Origin of the sequence: Prodigiosinella aquatilis, assembly GCA_030388725.1 — a bacterium.
GTDB classification, from domain to species: Bacteria; Pseudomonadota; Gammaproteobacteria; order Enterobacterales; family Enterobacteriaceae; genus Prodigiosinella; species Prodigiosinella aquatilis.
Genome location: CP128857.1, coordinates 2,074,902 through 2,090,278, shown reverse-complemented (window position 1 = coordinate 2,090,278; position 15,377 = coordinate 2,074,902). Strand labels below are relative to the sequence as shown.

Here is a 15,377-nt window from a genome sequence, read left to right as displayed (position 1 = left end):
ATACATGACTACTATCATATTGATAGTATTAATTAATATTCCGCTTCAGCTATCAACATGCCCATAGATTTTTCCGCCCTGGTCGGCAGAGTGTTTTCTGACCAACTCAATATTTCATTCTGAACGTTTCGGCCATCACCCCGATGTTGTGCATAAGATTATTGTTGCGTGCCATTTTATGCGCTTCGGGTTTCAGAATAATAATCAGCAGGTAGGCATCGGGATCCATCACTCCTTGGCAGTAAACCAAATGTGCCTGATCGCTGGTTCGTTTGAACTGACGTAAAAACGTAGGAAAAGGTGCATCCGCACCGGCAAGGTGGAGATGAGCCACTCGCTCTTCTTTTACCAGGGGATAGGTGTGGTCATCATCATAGAGTGCGTCACGACCAAAGGTCTCTGGCAACACGCCGTCCTTTTTATAGGATAGAAAATCCGCCGCCAAATCATCAAGCTCTTGCTGGCTTAATTGTTGACGGATCAGCGTTGACTTGAAAAGTCTGATACTCATTCCGTGAACTCAGTCAGATCCTTGTCAGAGGCGTTTTGCAGCAGTTGCTGCCCGTTATCCGCAATATCACTTAAACGTTCAGCCGTTGGCCTGAAACGCGCAGCAGTATGAACCCAGCCCGGTTTCTTTTCTAACAAGTCGATCAACTCTTCAAACACCTTGGCACTAACCATGTAGCCAGCGGGACGGTTATTGGACAGAACGGCAACAGGTTCATCAATAAAATATTTCGCCGGATTTTTTCTTAACTCTGTGATATTAATTGATTTTTCTGCAAGAATACGTTCCATAGACCACCTTAAAGTATGTTTTATTAAGCACATAATAGTGTACATAAGAACATACATCAATTTTTTTGTTTATAAAATACACAAAGACAATCAACGTCGACTAAACATAGAACAACGCCAATGATTTCAATTGATAAATTATATAAAAATATAAATCAGCGGAAAAAATTGAAACTGAATCTAAGTGTATTATCTCAGGCCTGAACTAATACAGATTCCGTCGGTTTTGACCAATGAAGGCGTGAAACCACGTCTTATCGGGGTTTAAAAGGTGTCTGGATAGATGTCGTCGAATTGACAACCTGTTGGTGAGAATGCTTACCGTCATGAAGCCTCTCGCGCCCGGTACGATGTTGCCTGCTCAGTCGCCACAGCAATCATCGCTGTTCTGATTTTGCGTTGTTGCCAGACTGTTAGTACATTTTCTTATAACGGGAATTTTTGAGAGACGAATTTCACACAAAGAATCAAGTCTTTTCAGGCGACAGTCAGGTGGCAGAAACGTTATTATTCTGCCAGCCGTTTTGGTCAGGCAAGGGAGTAGAAAATGGTAAGCGCGCTTTATGTAGTGCTTGGCGCATTGTTGTTGATTAAGTTATCGATTGATGTAGTCAAATTGCGGATGCAATATCGTGTGGCTTATGGCGATGGGGGTTTTTATGAGTTGCAAACAGCGATCAGAGTTCATGGCAACGCGGTAGAATACATTCCTATCGCCTCCATTCTGCTGGTACTGATGGAGATGAATGGCGCGATTACCGCCATGATCCATCTGTGTGGCATTCTGCTTATCCTTGGTCGGTTGTGTCACTATTACGGCTTGCGTAACCGCGAGATCAATTGGCGTCGTTACGGCATGCTCGCTACGTATCTATCACTGATACTGATGGTGATGGCCAATCTTTACTATCTGCCCTGGGAACTGGTGCTAACCCTTCGTTAATCCCGCCCGACGGTAAGGTCGCACCTTGCCGTCTTTCGCAATACCGCTTTACTGCCCCTTTCTGCTAGAATACGCGACTATTATTGTTTATTTGTGCGTTTTTCCCGCTATGTCAAACCGCGATATACTTTTTTCTGCTCCCGTCGCCAATCTGGGCGACTGGACTTTTGATGAACGCGTTGCCGAAGTCTTCCCGGATATGGTTCAGCGTTCCGTGCCGGGCTATTCCAATATCATCTCCATGATCGGTATGTTGGCGGAGCGTTTTGTCCAGCCAGACAGTCAGATCTACGATCTGGGTTGTTCGCTTGGCGCGGCGACACTCTCCATGCGGCGTAATATTCATGTTCCCGGCTGTACCATCATCGCCGTCGATAACTCACCGGCGATGGTGGAACGTTGCCGCCGTCATCTCGACGCATTCCGGTCAGAAACACCGGTAGAGATCCGCCAGGCCGATATTCTCGACACCGTGATTGAAAATGCGTCCCTGGTGGTACTCAATTTCACATTGCAGTTTGTTTCTCCTGAATCGCGCCTGCCGTTGCTAACGCGTATCTATCAGGGGCTGAGACCCGGCGGCGCGCTAGTGCTATCGGAAAAATTCAGCTTTGAGGATGAAAAGACAGGCGAACTGCTGTTCAACATGCATCACGACTTCAAACGTGCCAATGGCTATAGCGAATTAGAAATCAGCCAGAAACGCAACATGCTGGAAAACGTCATGCTGACGGACTCGGTAGAGACGCACAAATCACGTTTGCGTCAAGCCGGTTTTGAGCACAGTGAAGTCTGGTTTCAGTGTTTTAACTTCGGCTCACTGCTGGCGATAAAGGCGGAGAACGGTCGATGATTGATTTCGGCAATTTTTACCAATTGATCGCCAAAAGCCCACTGAGTCACTGGCTCAACACGCTGCCCGCGCAAATCAGCAGTTGGCAGCAGGAATCGCTGCACGGCAAGTTCAAACTGTGGTTTAACACCATCGATCACCTGCCGATGTTGACACCCGACACACTGGATTTGATCCACAGTGTTACCGCCACCACGCAACCCGAACTAAGCGATGGCCAGCGTGAAGGCATCGAAAAACTGCTACGTAACCTGATGCCGTGGCGCAAAGGTCCATTTTCCCTGTATGGCGTAAATATCGATACCGAATGGCGCTCTGACTGGAAGTGGGATCGCGTTCTGCCGCACATCAGTCCATTGCAGGATCGGCTGATTCTGGATGTTGGCTGTGGTAGTGGTTATCACCTGTGGCGCATGGTCGGCGCTGGCGCAAAACTGGCCGTCGGTATCGATCCGATGCAATTATTTTTGTGTCAGTTTGAAGCGGTTCGCAAGCTACTGGGGGATGATCAACGTGCCCACGTCCTGCCGCTCGGCATAGAACAGCTCCCGTCGCTGGCGGCGTTTGACACCGTATTTTCCATGGGGGTGCTGTATCACCGCCGCTCACCACTCGATCACCTCTGGCAGTTGAAAAATCAACTGGTTTCCGGTGGCGAACTGGTGCTGGAGACGCTGGTGGTGGAAGGTGATGAACACTGTGTCCTGATGCCGGGCGAACGCTACGCTCAGATGCGCAACGTCTACTTTTTGCCGTCGCCGACCGCGTTGATGGCCTGGCTGGAAAAATGCGGTTTTGAAGATGTGCGACTGGTGGATAAATGCGTCACAACCCCCCAGGAGCAACGCCGTACCGACTGGATGATCACCGAGTCGCTGGCGGATTTCCTTGATCCAACCGATCAGACTCGCACAGTGGAAGGCTACCCGGCCCCGCTGCGGGCAGTATTTGTTGCCCGTAAACCCTGACAATTTCCGGCTGTCATTGCGACCGCCGGAAGCCTCTGAGAACGGGCGCGAAATACCGCTAACGATTGACCGTTTTGACAATCAGTTCTATAGCGTCTTTCTCGGTCACGATGCCATCCTGAATTTCAACCGATAACGTCTGGCCGTTGGTTTCATTCAGTAATACTGTATTGCCGGTAACATTCAGATCACCGGAAATAGCATCTCCCCGTTCAGCCACATAGTTGCCATTCAAACGGGCGACGATGACCCCGCCCTCAAGCTCACGGATAACGATGAAACCAATGCGATGCTCATGATGCACAACGATTCCACGCATAACAGGATTCCTTATTGATAAGTTGATTCTGCAACATAACACTCACCATAAAATATAAAATGCAGACGTATAACAGTTCAGGAAATTAGCGTCACGCCGACAATTGGCGAAAAAAAGCCCCGGCAACATGCCGGGGCTTGGTACTCGCAAGCAGACGCTAAACGTCATGCTGCGCGGGAAACACTACACCGGTAGACGAATACTCGTACAGGTGCTTGATTTATCATCATAAAACCGGTAAGGACGCTTTATCCGGATTCAAGGCGCTTTTCATGGCAGCCACCATATCGCCATCAACACAGTAGTGTTGGAGTTCATCCATACCGGCATCACCGTCAGAACACAACGTTACGCCAACCTTACGGTAGCGCATCGGAGACGCTACCCACTGTCCCGCCGAGCTGTGCAGTTCCTGAATACCGCATAGACGAAACTTGTTCAGGTTGGTTAATCGAATACCAGAACCAGCCATAATGATTGGACCCCGACTGGCCTGATTAAGTTCCCTTAATAAGATTAACCCGTTTTCTGCACTTTGCTGCTGACCGGAAGTAAGAATGCGCGCGACCCCCATGTCGGTCAGTTGATCCAGTGCCAGACGTGGGTTCAGGCTCATATCGAACGCCCGATGAAATGTCACGGCCATGCCATCGCAGCGCGACATTATTTTTTTCATCCGCGGCAGATCAATATGTCCTTCTTCATCCAGCACACCGACGACCACGCCGGGAAACCCCATTTCACGGATTTGATCAATATCGTATTGTATGGACGCAAATTCCGCCGCACTGTAGCAAAAATCGCCACCACGCGGACGCACCATTGGATGCACGGGAATAGAAATCCGCTCTCGGGCCTGACGTAACACACCATAACTCGGCGTCAAGCCACCGTCGCGTAGCCCTGAACACAACTCAATCCGATCAGCCCCCGACTGTTCCGCCGTTAGCGCACAGTCAATGCTGTAGCAGCATACTTCTAGTTTTGCCATCACCACCACCCCATTCAATCTACTGAAAAAACAGCAAATGATGCTGTGAAATAATCGTTTTACTTAGAGAAACAACTAACTATGACACTCAACGAAGAACTCGGGAGAGACAAAGGTCACAATGAAGGGGCTAATTCGCTACAGAATATGACCGGCCACACAATTTCAGATAATACCGGTGTAAATCAGCTAGGCTGACGGCCCGCTGGCGCCGCTCTGCTCACTAGTGACAACGTCACGGATATCAAATGGATGAAATTTAAGGGTGACGATGCCATCGGAAACCGCCAGCGTCGGATTGGGTAACCGTTCACGCTCGCCTTGTGGCGCGCTGAACTTCAGTTTTATCCCTGGCGTGGTAAGTGCCGCATCCGGTAAACAGGCCAGCGCCCGCTGATGCAGCGTCGCCGGATCGCCCGTCAACACCAGTTCCACATGCTCCCAGCCCTCATGCGGATAACGTTTGTTGCCCGGCCACGGCAGTTCCACACAATCAATTCGCCACGGCCCGACGACCAGCGGCTGCGCCAGAATAAACAGGCAAATAGGTCGGTGATTGATGATGTTCTCTGACAGCAACGTGCCGCAGGCCAGCAACTGCTCACGCCAGCGTTCGGCGGTCGCAGTCTGATGGCAGCGCAAGGCAATATGATCGGCCTGAAAGTGCGATAGATCCAGTTGTAACCGCTGCGCCAATGCCAGCAATGCCTGCTCAAAACGCACTAAATCGTCCAGCAATTCAGGCGGTAACAACGAATGGGATGGTGCGCGCATTATGACCTCATGTTTGTTGGCACTATTTTCCCGTCGTAATGTACATATCAGGCTCATCAACATCCATCATTTTCTCCACTCCACGCGGGTATCCACGCCTTGTTTTGCGGGGGTCTACAGCGTCGTGCTGCTGACGAACAAACCCGAATATGGTATAAGAACAACTTGATTTGTCATTTAAGGTAACCCGGTGAATATTCAGGCTCTTCTTTCGGAAAAAGTCCGTCAGGCATTGATCGCTGCGGGCGCGCCCGCTGATAGCGAAGCACAGGTTCGCCCATCAGCCAAGGCGCAATTTGGTGATTATCAGGCGAATGGTGTCATGGCCGTCGCTAAAAAATTAGGCATGCCACCACGCCAGTTGGCGGAAAAAGTGGTGCAGTTATTACCACTGGATGGTATTGCCACCCAAACGGAAATTGCCGGTCCCGGTTTTATCAATATTTTTCTCGATCGCCAATGGTTAGCAAGCCAGTTGGAAACCGCGTTAACCGCTCCGAAACTGGGTGTCACGCCGGTTGAACCACAGACCATCGTCATTGATTATTCAGCACCGAATGTGGCGAAAGAGATGCACGTCGGCCACTTGCGATCCACCATCATTGGCGATGCCGCAGTACGCACTCAGGAGTTTCTCGGCCACCACGTGATTCGTGCCAACCATGTCGGCGACTGGGGTACTCAATTTGGTATGCTGATCGCTTATCTGGAAAAAGTGCAGAATGAAAATGCGGGCGAAATGGAACTATCCGATCTGGAAGTGTTCTATCGCGAAGCGAAAAAGCATTATGACGGAGATGCCGCCTTCGCCGAGCGGGCCCGTAACTACGTGGTGAAATTACAAGGCGGTGACGAATATTGCCGCACCATGTGGCGTCGGCTGGTGGATATCACCATGAGCCAGAACCAGCGCAATTATGACCGACTGAATGTCACGTTGACCCAAAACGACGTGATGGGCGAAAGCCTGTATAACGATATGCTGCCGGATATCGTGGCCGATTTGAAAGCCAAAGGGTTAGCGGTGGAAAGTGAAGGCGCCACCGTCGTGTTCCTTGATGAGTATAAAAACAAGGATGGCGATCCGATGGGCGTCATCATCCAGAAAAAGGATGGCGGCTATCTCTACACCACCACCGACATCGCTTGCGCCAAATACCGCTATGAAACGCTGGGTGCCGACCGGGTGCTGTATTACATCGATTCCCGCCAACATCAACATCTGATGCAGGCCTGGACTATTGTGCGTAAAGCCGGTTATGTGCCGGAATCGGTCAGCCTGGAACATCATATGTTTGGCATGATGCTGGGCAAAGACGGCAAACCGTTCAAAACTCGTGCTGGCGGCACCATCAAGCTGTCGGATCTGCTGGATGAAGCCTATGAGCGTGCGCTAAAACTGATTGCCGATAAAAATCCGGATATGGACAGTAACGAACTGGCGACACTGGCGCAGGTGGTTTCTGTTGGCGCAGTCAAATATGCCGATCTGTCCAAGAGTCGCACCACTGATTATGTGTTCGACTGGGACAATATGTTGGCGTTTGAAGGGAATACCGCGCCGTATATGCAATATGCCTACACTCGCGTGGCGTCAATTTTCAAACGTGCCGGGGTGGAAGCTGCCGACCTGACGCAACCGGTGGTGCTGAACGATGATCGTGAACAAGCGCTGGCAACCCGGTTGTTGCAGTTTGAAGAAACCATTACCACCGTGGCTCGCGACGGTACGCCGCATGTGATGTGTAGCTACCTGTACGATCTGGCCTGCCTGTTCTCCAGTTTCTATGAACACTGTCCGATACTGAATGCACAGAGCGACGCCGAGCGTCAGAGCCGTCTGAAGCTGGCACTGTTAACCGCCAAAACGCTGAAGCAAGGGCTGGACACACTGGGTATCCAGACTGTCGAGAAGATGTAACCGCTATCTGAATAGAACGCCGGAGATGACGGTTTACTGTCATCTCCGGCGGCGGAACCTGCTTTGAGAATCAATAGGTTATTATGATAGCTCTCCGCCTCACGGAAGACGGTGCAGCATCAATGGCAACAGTGACAGGAACAGCTCACATGCCATGCCGAGCAAAATCCCGCAGACGGAAGCCCAGCAACGCCAGCGTCGCAAAATAACTCCCCGCCCCGACCACGACCACCAGCAGCAGCCGTAGAATACGTGACATCATGCCACCCATATCCCAGGCAGGCATCCATGCGCAAATCCCCAACAGTACCAGCGACATCACGACAACGGCCACCACAAGCTTAATGAGAAACGGCCGCCAACCGGCTTGTGGCTGAAAGATCTGCTGTTTACGCAATTGCCAGAACAGCAACCCGGCATTAAGACAGGACGCCAGACCGATGGACAACGCCAGACCCGCATGTTGCAGCGGCCCGATAAACACCAGGTTCATCAATTGGGTACAAATCAATGTCACAATGGCGATTTTTACCGGCGTCTTGATATCCTGCCGGGCGTAAAATCCTGGCACCAATACCTTCACCAAAATCAGTCCCATCAGACCAACGGAATAAGCCACCAACGCACGCTGCGTCATCGCCGCGTCAAACGCGTTGAACCGACCATACTGGAATAATGAAACAATCAACGGCTTGGACAGAATGCCCAGCGCCACGGCGCTCGGTAACGCCAGCAGGAAACAGAGCCGCAGCCCCCAGTCCATCAGCCGCGAATAGTCCTCCAGATTGCCGCTGGCAACGCTTTTCGACAACGATGGCAGCAGAATCGTCCCCAGCGCCACGCCCAGCACTCCAGAGGGAAACTCCATCATGCGGTCGGCGTAATACATCCAGGAAATCGCGCCCTGATTGAGGAAAGAAGCAAAAATCGTGTTGATGATCAACGAAATCTGGCTAACAGACACCCCGATAATCGCCGGTCCCATCAGCCGCATAACCCGCCAGACACTCGGATCGCACCACTTGAGGCGCGGCAGCACCAACATGCCGATTTTTTTCAAGTGCGGCAGTTGATAGCCCAGTTGCAAGAACCCGCCCACCAGCACCGCCCACGCCAACGCCAATACCGGTGGGTGGAAATACGGCGTAGCAAACAGAGCAAAGCCAATCATGCTGACATTAAGCAGTGTCGGCGCAAACGCCGGTACCGAAAAACGGTTCCAGGTATTCAGTACCGACCCGGCCATTGACGTGAGGGAAATCAGCAAAATATAGGGGAAAGTAATACGCAGCAGCGTCGAGGTCAGAGCGAAACGCTCTGGTGTGGCGGCAAATCCGGGCGCGGTGGCCATAATCACCCAGGGGGCAGCCAGCATCCCCACGGCCGTCACCACGGCCAGCACCAGCGTCAACATCCCGGCGATATAGGCGAGGAAGGTGCGAGTCGCCTCTTCGCCCTCCTGACTCTTGTACTCGGCCAGAATCGGGACAAACGCCTGGGAAAACGCCCCCTCAGCAAAAATGCGCCGCAACAGATTCGGCAGTTTAAACGCCACAAAAAAGGCGTCGGTTGCCATACCGGCACCAAACACTCGTGCCACGATCGCGTCCCGCACAAAACCCAACAGGCGCGAGAGCATCGTCATAGAACTGACCGCAGCCAGTGATTTAAGTAGATTCATTTGAATTTTTCTGAATACCGGGAAAATCGGGTGTCCGTCATCCCCGCACCGGCAGGGAGCCATTGCCAATCAATACGTTACTGTTCAGTAATCTCTCCCGCGTTCCTCGGGTTGACAAAGAGAAACCGATCATGGTTCTCACACTCATCACTGAATGCGCCGCCTAGTCTACGCATTGTGTGGCCAATAGCTACACTCGTATGTCATGACCGCCTGTTTTTTCAGCTTTTTCCCAGCAGTGATTCAATAATGCGCTGCGCACGCAACGCCTGCTCTCCCGATGTTTGTGCCGGTTGTTGTTCAGTGACCGCATCAATGAAATGATTGACGGCACCAACAAAACCGCGCTGTTCCAGCGTAGTTTGCCATGCAGGAGCCGGAGATTGCAGCACGCATCCGTCACGTTCCTGTCGCCATTCGCACAAATTTGCTACCTGATACAGCGCCCCGGTCGTCACCGCCTGAATGGCTTCACGTTGACTGCCCGCCTGTCGATGCATGCTGGTGGTTATCTGACACGTCCCAACCTGAAAATGGTGCTCGGCATACACCAGTTGCCCTTGTGGGTTACAGCGAATAATACCGTTGCACAGCGTAGCGTCACCTTCTGCCAGCCACAGTGCTGTATCCACCACATGCAGATAATCATCCAGCAGCGTGAAAGCGGCATCCTGTGGACCAATGTCATCAAGACGGTGTTTCTCCATACGGATAGCATCCGGCTGCACCAGATGCTGCTTGAGTTGCAAATACAACGGTGCAAAGCGACGATTGAATCCAACCATCAGCGTCCGTTGCTGCTGCTGCGCCAGCATCACCAACGCCTGCGCTTGTCCCAGTGTTTCTGCCAGCGGTTTATCCACATAAACGTGCAGCCCGGCCAGCAACAGTGTTTCCACTATCGCATAATGGCTGGCGGTGCTGCTGTGAACAAAGACGGCATCACACTGATCCATCAAGTCGTCCAGACTGGCAAAACAGGGAATGCGATACGATTGACAGATCGGCTGCGCCCGGCGTTGATTAGGCGAATAGGCTCCCGCCAGTACCCAGCGCTCCGCCTGACTGAGAATAGGAAGATAGGCTTTGCGGGCAATCGCCCCCAATCCCACCATGCCGATGCGCAATGGCGTGATATCCACGGAGCGGCTCAATTTGTTTTTTCCGATAAATATGTTTTTTCCGATAATAGCGCCGCCAGTTGCTGGCGTAGTTCAGCGACGTCATTTTCCAGAGCCGCCACTCGTACCGACAGACTGCTGTCCGTGGTGTCATCCTCAGTTGACGACAGCACGTCATCCGTAACATCACCGTTAAAAAGATGCATAAACCGACTTTCACGCTTTCCCGGCTCCCGCGCCAGCCGCACCACAAACGGGCCATCATCACGCTGTTGCAGTTGCTGGAGTACACTTTCCGCTTCGCTGACATCGGCAAATTCATACAAACGAGCCGCACGTGTGCGCAGTTCGCCGGGCGTTTGCGCCCCACGCAGCAACAGGGTGCACACCAGCGCCACTTCCGCAGCAGAAAATTTCAGATCGCCAAATTCGGAATTGCAAAAACGATGTTCATATTTGATGACCCGGTTGCCAAATCCGCTGACGGTACGCAGGAAATGTTTTTTCACCAGCATATCCAGCGTCTGCTGAACCTCACTTTCACTCAGGTTCATGACCGGCTCGCGATTGGTTTTCTGATTGCAGGCGGCGGTCAACCCGTTTAATGACATCGGATACTGTTCTGGCGTGACGACCTGCTTTTCCAGCAGGCAGCCAATCACTCTGGCTTCGTGGGCGTTTAGCTGATATTTCATGACAATTCCTTAGCGCTTGTCGGCATTATCTCACCGCATCGGCGTCCATTCATGGTTAGTCAGGGCGGTGAGCACGTGATCCTGCCACTTACCATCAATTAACAAATAATGTTTGGCGTACCCTTCTTTTTCAAAGCCCAGTCGGGTCAACAGGTCTCCGCTACGGTGATTGTGCGGCATGTAGTTCGCCATAATACGGTGCATATGTTGCTGATGTTGCATATAGCGCAGCGCCGCCCGCAGCGCTTCATACATCAACCCTTGTCCCTGCCACTTTTGCCCCAGCGAATACCCCAGATAACAGGCATGAAACGAGCCGTGCAGTACATTGCTGAAATTGGCGACGCCACACACCTCTTTTTCATCTTGATCAAGCAGCAAAAAATAGTAGGCAGTGCCCTGCTTGTGCATATCACCAATGACACTTAACCGCGCTTGCCAACCGGAAGGGTAGCAGTGACTGGCATCACGCACCGGTTCCCAGGGTTTCAAAAAATCACGATTTTCCGTGTAATAATCTGCCAGGCGCCAGGCATCACGCTCATAGGCCAGGCGCACTACCAGACGATCTGTCGTCAAACGTACTTTGTCCGGCATGGGACGATAACCAAACATTCCTCTCTCCCAAGGTTACTGATCGTCGATAAGTAAAATTCATTGAATAGACGGGGCCTACCTCTGTCGAAGGGAAATAGGGTAAGTAACCGTTAATTCTTACTATAACCACATAAATTCTCTGACGTAAAATCCCTATCGCCGAGTTATTATGCAATCAGAATGATAAAAATTCCTTTTCTTCAAAAATTGCTACTTAGATAACGTTAAGTCGATAAAAAAATATTATCCCCAATGATCTATCGTAAATGTTGAAGAGACGCCAGAATAGTCATGTCGGTTATTTTCTCTCTGCCTCTCGTGGTGAAACATGTCGTTGATGGCGCAGGCTCGCAGCCTGGGTAAATATTTTCTTCTACTGGATAACATGCTGGTAGTATTAGGTTTCTTCGTCGTATTTCCTTTGATTTCCATTCATTTTGTCGATCAGTTGGGTTGGGCCGCACTTACCGTTGGGGTCGCGCTGGGCCTTCGCCAGCTTACCCAGCAAGGTTTGGGGATTTTTGGCGGCGCTATTGCCGACCGGTTTGGTGCCAAACCGATGATTATTACCGGTATGCTGATGCGCTCCGCCGGGTTTGTGTTTATGGCGCTGGCGACTACCCCTATCATGCTGATCCTGTCGTGCATTCTCTCCGCACTGGGCGGCACACTGTTTGATCCGCCGCGTACCGCAATGGTGATCAAACTCACGCGCCCCCATGAACGTGGTCGTTTTTTTTCGCTGCTGATGATGCAGGACAACGCAGGTGCAGTGATCGGCGCTCTGATCGGCAGTTGGCTGATGCAATACAACTTTACGGTGGTGTGCTGGGTGGGTGCATTCGTATTCGTAGTGGCGGCTGGCATGAATGCCTGGCTGTTGCCGGCTTACCGTATCTCCACTATTCGAACGCCGGTGCGTGAAGGGTTGTTGCGTGTTATGCGCGATCGCCGCTTTGTCGTCTACGTCCTCAGTCTCACCGGTTATTTTATGTTGGCGGTTCAGGTACTGCTGATGATGCCGATTATGGTCAACGAACTGGCGGGCACACCAAGCGCGGTGAAATGGATGTATGCGATTGAAGCGTCACTATCGCTGACACTGCTCTACCCGATTGCCCGCTGGAGTGAAAAACGTTTCCGGCTGGAACAACGCCTGATGGCCGGATTGTTTGTCATGACCCTCAGTCTGTTTCCGATGGGCATGGTTACCAGCCTGCAACTGTTGTTGATGTTAATCGGCCTGTTTTACATCGGCTCAATCATCGCCGAACCGGCGCGAGAAACGCTCGGCGCCTCACTGGCGGATGCCCGTGCCCGCGGCAGTTACATGGGGTTCAGTCGTATGGGACTGGCACTGGGTGGCATGCTGGGTTATAGCGGCGGTGGCTGGTTGTTTGACGTTGGGAAGTCGCTGGGACAACCTGAACTCCCGTGGTGTATGCTCGGCATTATTGGTCTGATAACGCTGGCGGCGCTGTACTGGCAATTTCATCTGCGCCGCATTGAACCGGCGATGCTGGGCAGTTAATGACATCATAAGCACCACCCATTGGCGTTTTTTTTCGGTACTATCCGATTGGCGCATCGCCATGAATATCGCACGCTGCCCAGGCTCCGTACTGACGGAAGCACTGAGAGAGATTAATGAGGTTATAACAATGAAAAAATCAGGATTGGCAACGCTGGCGTTGCTAGGCGCATTTTTGCTAAGTGGCTGTAATCAACTTACGCAGTACAGCCTGAGTGAACAGGACGTCAATCAGTACCTGCAAAAACACAACGATTACCAAAAACAGGTAGGTGTTCCCGGCGTGTTGGATGCCCATATCGTTTTAACCGATTTATCAAGCCAGATTGGTCGTGCCGAGCCGGGTAAAATTACGCTGACGGGCAACGCCAAAATCGATATCAGTTCACTGCTCGGCTCTCAGTCCGCCGATATGAAACTGACACTGAAAGCACAGCCGGTATTTGATAAATCCCAGGGTGCCATTTACCTGAAAGATCTGGAGTTGACCGATTACACCGTTCAGCCGGAGAAGATGCAGTCGGTAATGAAAACGCTGACGCCTTATCTTAATGAGTCGCTGAAAAGCTACTTCGACCAGAAACCGGCCTATGTGCTGAACGGTGATCACAGCACCAAAGAGGCGATAGCGAAAAAACTGGCGAAAGGCATTGTAGTCAAACCCGGACAGTTGGTGATTATGCTGACCGATTAAAAACAATAAACCGGTGGTCATGACGGCCACCGGTTTGTCTATCTGCGTCTACTGCGTTTTATTCTGCTTCGTCAACGTCCGTATCATCTGGCACCGCTTCTTCCAGCTCATCGCGCATTGCTCCCAGCGCTTCGCGGCACACTATCGCCAGCGTGCGGTAAAACGCCGTCGTCGCGTGACTCTCCACCTGGCCCAGAAAACGGTTGCTCCACGGCAGCAAATAATTATCGAACAGCGCCGTCTGTGCAGCGGTTTCATCTTCCTGCGCTTGATCTTCCAGCCAGGAAGCCGCCAGCAGTAAGCCGCCGAAGTGATCTACCGGACCATCGCTCAACGGCATCCCGCGCTGTTGCAGAAAGGCGCGGATTTCCGTTTCAGGCGAAGCAGGTTCATAGGCGGACCGCCACGGCGACACCGATGCGGCTTCGCCAACGAACAACGCCTGATAATCCTCATTCAGCGCCGGCAGGTCGACACTTTTTTGCAGCCGTTCCAGCAACGCATCCTGTTCCAGAGGCCACTCCTGACGTAGTTTGCCTTCGCGAATCAAGGTAAACAATGGTGCCAACAACGGATCCTGTGGCTGACGATAAAACAGCGTACCCAGGATACGGCACACAATGGAAAACTCATTCATTTCACAACCTTGTAATTATTGGTGACAACGTCACAAATCCGCAAATTCAGGGATCACGGGCCTGCCGCGCTGTTCCAGAAAATCAAGAACCCGGCGAGGGCTGACATTCAACACGCGTTGCTGTGGGAAATCAATATCCCGCAAAATCTGCTCACACAGGGAAAATTCTCCCAGAGAAAAAGCGATGTGCGAATCTGAACCTAACGCCAGATAGCCACCGGCATCCCGTACCGCTTCCGCAATCGCCCGACAATTCGGCTCACTGCCTTTACGAGAGTGAGTAAACGACGAGTTATTCAATTCCAGCGCCACATGATATTTTGCCGCCGCCTGCGCGACAGCGCGAATATCAATCGGAAATTTAGGGTTACCCGGATGGCTAATAATATGCACATCGCCTTGTGCCATCGCGGCAATCATCGCCTCGGTATGCGTGGCTTCATCCCGTGGCGGAAACACCGGTTCATGAAAACCAGCAATCACCACATCCATGCACTCCAGCATGGGACCGGTGCAATCGATATCACCGGCCAGGTTTTTGATATTGGATTCAATTCCGCGCAGGATCCCTACTCCATCCACCATCCGTGGCCAGACCCGCATATTGATAAAATGCCAATGATGTGGCGCATCCGCCATATCCGGACCGTGGTCAGTAATGGCAAACAGACGGATCTGCTTTTGTTTGGCAATAGCGATGTAATCATGCAGGGTACTGTAAGCGTGCGTACTGGCAACAGTGTGCATGTGTAAATCGACGGGATACATGATTTCTCCTGGTTCGGCATTTGATAGCCAGCATATCATTTATCCGCTGACGATACAGCGGACACGACCAGGACGTAACTATA

General features: G+C 51.6%; 17 protein-coding genes. 6 read left to right on the top strand and 11 right to left on the bottom strand.

Annotated features, from left to right (window positions below; translation table 11 throughout):
- Window positions 1-106: 106 nt before the first annotated feature.
- Both PCO85_09720 and yafN read right to left on the bottom strand, forming a co-directional pair.
- Window positions 107-511, bottom strand: a complete 405-nt coding sequence (locus tag PCO85_09720; GenBank protein ID WJV55634.1) for a type II toxin-antitoxin system YafO family toxin — start codon at window positions 509-511, stop codon at window positions 107-109.
- A complete protein-coding gene (gene yafN / locus PCO85_09715; protein WJV55633.1) occupies window positions 508-801 on the bottom strand; it encodes a type I toxin-antitoxin system antitoxin YafN in 294 nt (97 codons plus the stop codon). Before yafN ends, PCO85_09720 begins: the two co-directional genes overlap by 4 nt.
- Before the next feature lie 547 nt (window positions 802-1,348).
- On the opposite strand from yafN, the gene PCO85_09710 reads away from it, so the two are divergent.
- The 3 genes from PCO85_09710 (at window position 1,349) to cmoB (ending at window position 3,565) form a co-directional block, all read left to right on the top strand.
- Window positions 1,349-1,744, top strand: coding sequence for an MAPEG family protein (locus tag PCO85_09710; protein ID WJV55632.1), 396 nt, complete (start codon window positions 1,349-1,351; stop codon window positions 1,742-1,744).
- A 109-nt stretch (window positions 1,745-1,853) separates the two neighbouring features.
- Window positions 1,854-2,597, top strand: a complete 744-nt coding sequence (gene cmoA, locus PCO85_09705) for a carboxy-S-adenosyl-L-methionine synthase CmoA (protein WJV55631.1) — start codon at window positions 1,854-1,856, stop codon at window positions 2,595-2,597.
- On the top strand, window positions 2,594-3,565 hold the full coding sequence (gene cmoB, locus PCO85_09700) for a tRNA 5-methoxyuridine(34)/uridine 5-oxyacetic acid(34) synthase CmoB (protein WJV55630.1): 972 nt from the start codon (window positions 2,594-2,596) through the stop codon (window positions 3,563-3,565). Before cmoA ends, cmoB begins: the two co-directional genes overlap by 4 nt.
- 58 nt (window positions 3,566-3,623) lie before the next feature.
- On the opposite strand, the gene PCO85_09695 is transcribed toward cmoB, so the two are convergent.
- The 3 genes from PCO85_09695 to PCO85_09685 form a co-directional block, all read right to left on the bottom strand.
- Window positions 3,624-3,884, bottom strand: coding sequence for a hypothetical protein (locus PCO85_09695; protein ID WJV55629.1), 261 nt, complete (start codon window positions 3,882-3,884; stop codon window positions 3,624-3,626).
- A gap of 226 nt (window positions 3,885-4,110) precedes the next feature.
- Window positions 4,111-4,875, bottom strand: coding sequence for a copper homeostasis protein CutC (cutC, locus tag PCO85_09690; protein ID WJV55628.1), 765 nt, complete (start codon window positions 4,873-4,875; stop codon window positions 4,111-4,113).
- A 189-nt stretch (window positions 4,876-5,064) separates the two neighbouring features.
- Window positions 5,065-5,649 (bottom strand): VOC family protein, encoded by a 585-nt coding sequence (locus PCO85_09685; protein ID WJV55627.1) that lies wholly within the window; start codon window positions 5,647-5,649, stop codon window positions 5,065-5,067.
- 190 nt (window positions 5,650-5,839) lie between these two features.
- On the opposite strand from PCO85_09685, the gene argS reads away from it, so the two are divergent.
- Window positions 5,840-7,570, top strand: a complete 1,731-nt coding sequence (argS, locus tag PCO85_09680) for an arginine--tRNA ligase (GenBank protein WJV55626.1) — start codon at window positions 5,840-5,842, stop codon at window positions 7,568-7,570.
- A gap of 145 nt (window positions 7,571-7,715) precedes the next feature.
- Here the strand turns inward: argS and murJ are convergent, their stop codons facing one another.
- The 4 genes from murJ to rimJ all read right to left on the bottom strand — a co-directional run bounded on the left by murJ (window position 7,716) and on the right by rimJ (window position 11,682).
- Complete coding sequence (murJ, locus tag PCO85_09675; protein WJV55625.1) at window positions 7,716-9,251, bottom strand: murein biosynthesis integral membrane protein MurJ; 1,536 nt, start codon at window positions 9,249-9,251, stop codon at window positions 7,716-7,718.
- Window positions 9,252-9,472: 221 nt separating this feature from the next.
- On the bottom strand, window positions 9,473-10,366 hold the full coding sequence (locus tag PCO85_09670; GenBank protein ID WJV56048.1) for a Gfo/Idh/MocA family oxidoreductase: 894 nt from the start codon (window positions 10,364-10,366) through the stop codon (window positions 9,473-9,475).
- A 35-nt stretch (window positions 10,367-10,401) separates the two neighbouring features.
- Window positions 10,402-11,067 carry a YceH family protein gene (locus tag PCO85_09665; GenBank protein WJV55624.1) on the bottom strand — a complete coding sequence of 222 codons (666 nt, stop codon included), beginning with the start codon at window positions 11,065-11,067 and terminating at the stop codon, window positions 10,402-10,404.
- A gap of 30 nt (window positions 11,068-11,097) precedes the next feature.
- Window positions 11,098-11,682, bottom strand: a complete 585-nt coding sequence (rimJ, locus tag PCO85_09660) for a ribosomal protein S5-alanine N-acetyltransferase (protein ID WJV55623.1) — start codon at window positions 11,680-11,682, stop codon at window positions 11,098-11,100.
- A gap of 310 nt (window positions 11,683-11,992) precedes the next feature.
- Here rimJ and mdtH point away from each other — a divergent pair, with 310 nt between their 5' ends.
- Entirely contained in the window at window positions 11,993-13,195 is a 1,203-nt protein-coding gene (gene mdtH / locus PCO85_09655; protein WJV55622.1) for a multidrug efflux MFS transporter MdtH, read from the top strand.
- A 130-nt stretch (window positions 13,196-13,325) separates the two neighbouring features.
- Window positions 13,326-13,889, top strand: coding sequence for a lipoprotein (locus PCO85_09650; GenBank protein ID WJV55621.1), 564 nt, complete (start codon window positions 13,326-13,328; stop codon window positions 13,887-13,889).
- A 58-nt stretch (window positions 13,890-13,947) separates the two neighbouring features.
- Here the strand turns inward: PCO85_09650 and PCO85_09645 are convergent, their stop codons facing one another.
- Both PCO85_09645 and PCO85_09640 read right to left on the bottom strand, forming a co-directional pair.
- Window positions 13,948-14,526, bottom strand: a complete 579-nt coding sequence (locus PCO85_09645; protein WJV55620.1) for a molecular chaperone — start codon at window positions 14,524-14,526, stop codon at window positions 13,948-13,950.
- 30 nt (window positions 14,527-14,556) lie between these two features.
- Window positions 14,557-15,294: a phosphatase gene (locus PCO85_09640; protein WJV55619.1), complete on the bottom strand. Its 738-nt coding sequence runs from the start codon at window positions 15,292-15,294 to the stop codon at window positions 14,557-14,559.
- Between the last annotated feature and the right edge of the window lie 83 nt (window positions 15,295-15,377).

Excerpts from the sequence above, each read along its gene's own strand:
- cutC (WJV55628.1), bottom strand. The coding sequence starts at position 4,875 with ATGGCAAAACTAGAAGTATGCTGCTACAGCATTGACTGTGCGCTAACG.
- PCO85_09670 (WJV56048.1), bottom strand. The coding sequence starts at position 10,366 with ATGGTGGGATTGGGGGCGATTGCCCGCAAAGCCTATCTTCCTATTCTC.
- mdtH (WJV55622.1), top strand. The coding sequence starts at position 11,993 with ATGTCGTTGATGGCGCAGGCTCGCAGCCTGGGTAAATATTTTCTTCTA.
- PCO85_09645 (WJV55620.1), bottom strand. The coding sequence starts at position 14,526 with ATGAATGAGTTTTCCATTGTGTGCCGTATCCTGGGTACGCTGTTTTAT.
- PCO85_09685 (WJV55627.1), bottom strand. The coding sequence starts at position 5,649 with ATGCGCGCACCATCCCATTCGTTGTTACCGCCTGAATTGCTGGACGAT.
- PCO85_09665 (WJV55624.1), bottom strand. The coding sequence starts at position 11,067 with ATGAAATATCAGCTAAACGCCCACGAAGCCAGAGTGATTGGCTGCCTG.
- PCO85_09650 (WJV55621.1), top strand. The coding sequence starts at position 13,326 with ATGAAAAAATCAGGATTGGCAACGCTGGCGTTGCTAGGCGCATTTTTG.
- PCO85_09640 (WJV55619.1), bottom strand. The coding sequence starts at position 15,294 with ATGTATCCCGTCGATTTACACATGCACACTGTTGCCAGTACGCACGCT.
- rimJ (WJV55623.1), bottom strand. The coding sequence starts at position 11,682 with ATGTTTGGTTATCGTCCCATGCCGGACAAAGTACGTTTGACGACAGAT.
- PCO85_09695 (WJV55629.1), bottom strand. The coding sequence starts at position 3,884 with ATGCGTGGAATCGTTGTGCATCATGAGCATCGCATTGGTTTCATCGTT.
- cmoA (WJV55631.1), top strand. The coding sequence starts at position 1,854 with ATGTCAAACCGCGATATACTTTTTTCTGCTCCCGTCGCCAATCTGGGC.
- murJ (WJV55625.1), bottom strand. The coding sequence starts at position 9,251 with ATGAATCTACTTAAATCACTGGCTGCGGTCAGTTCTATGACGATGCTC.
- yafN (WJV55633.1), bottom strand. The coding sequence starts at position 801 with ATGGAACGTATTCTTGCAGAAAAATCAATTAATATCACAGAGTTAAGA.
- PCO85_09710 (WJV55632.1), top strand. The coding sequence starts at position 1,349 with ATGGTAAGCGCGCTTTATGTAGTGCTTGGCGCATTGTTGTTGATTAAG.
- PCO85_09720 (WJV55634.1), bottom strand. The coding sequence starts at position 511 with ATGAGTATCAGACTTTTCAAGTCAACGCTGATCCGTCAACAATTAAGC.
- cmoB (WJV55630.1), top strand. The coding sequence starts at position 2,594 with ATGATTGATTTCGGCAATTTTTACCAATTGATCGCCAAAAGCCCACTG.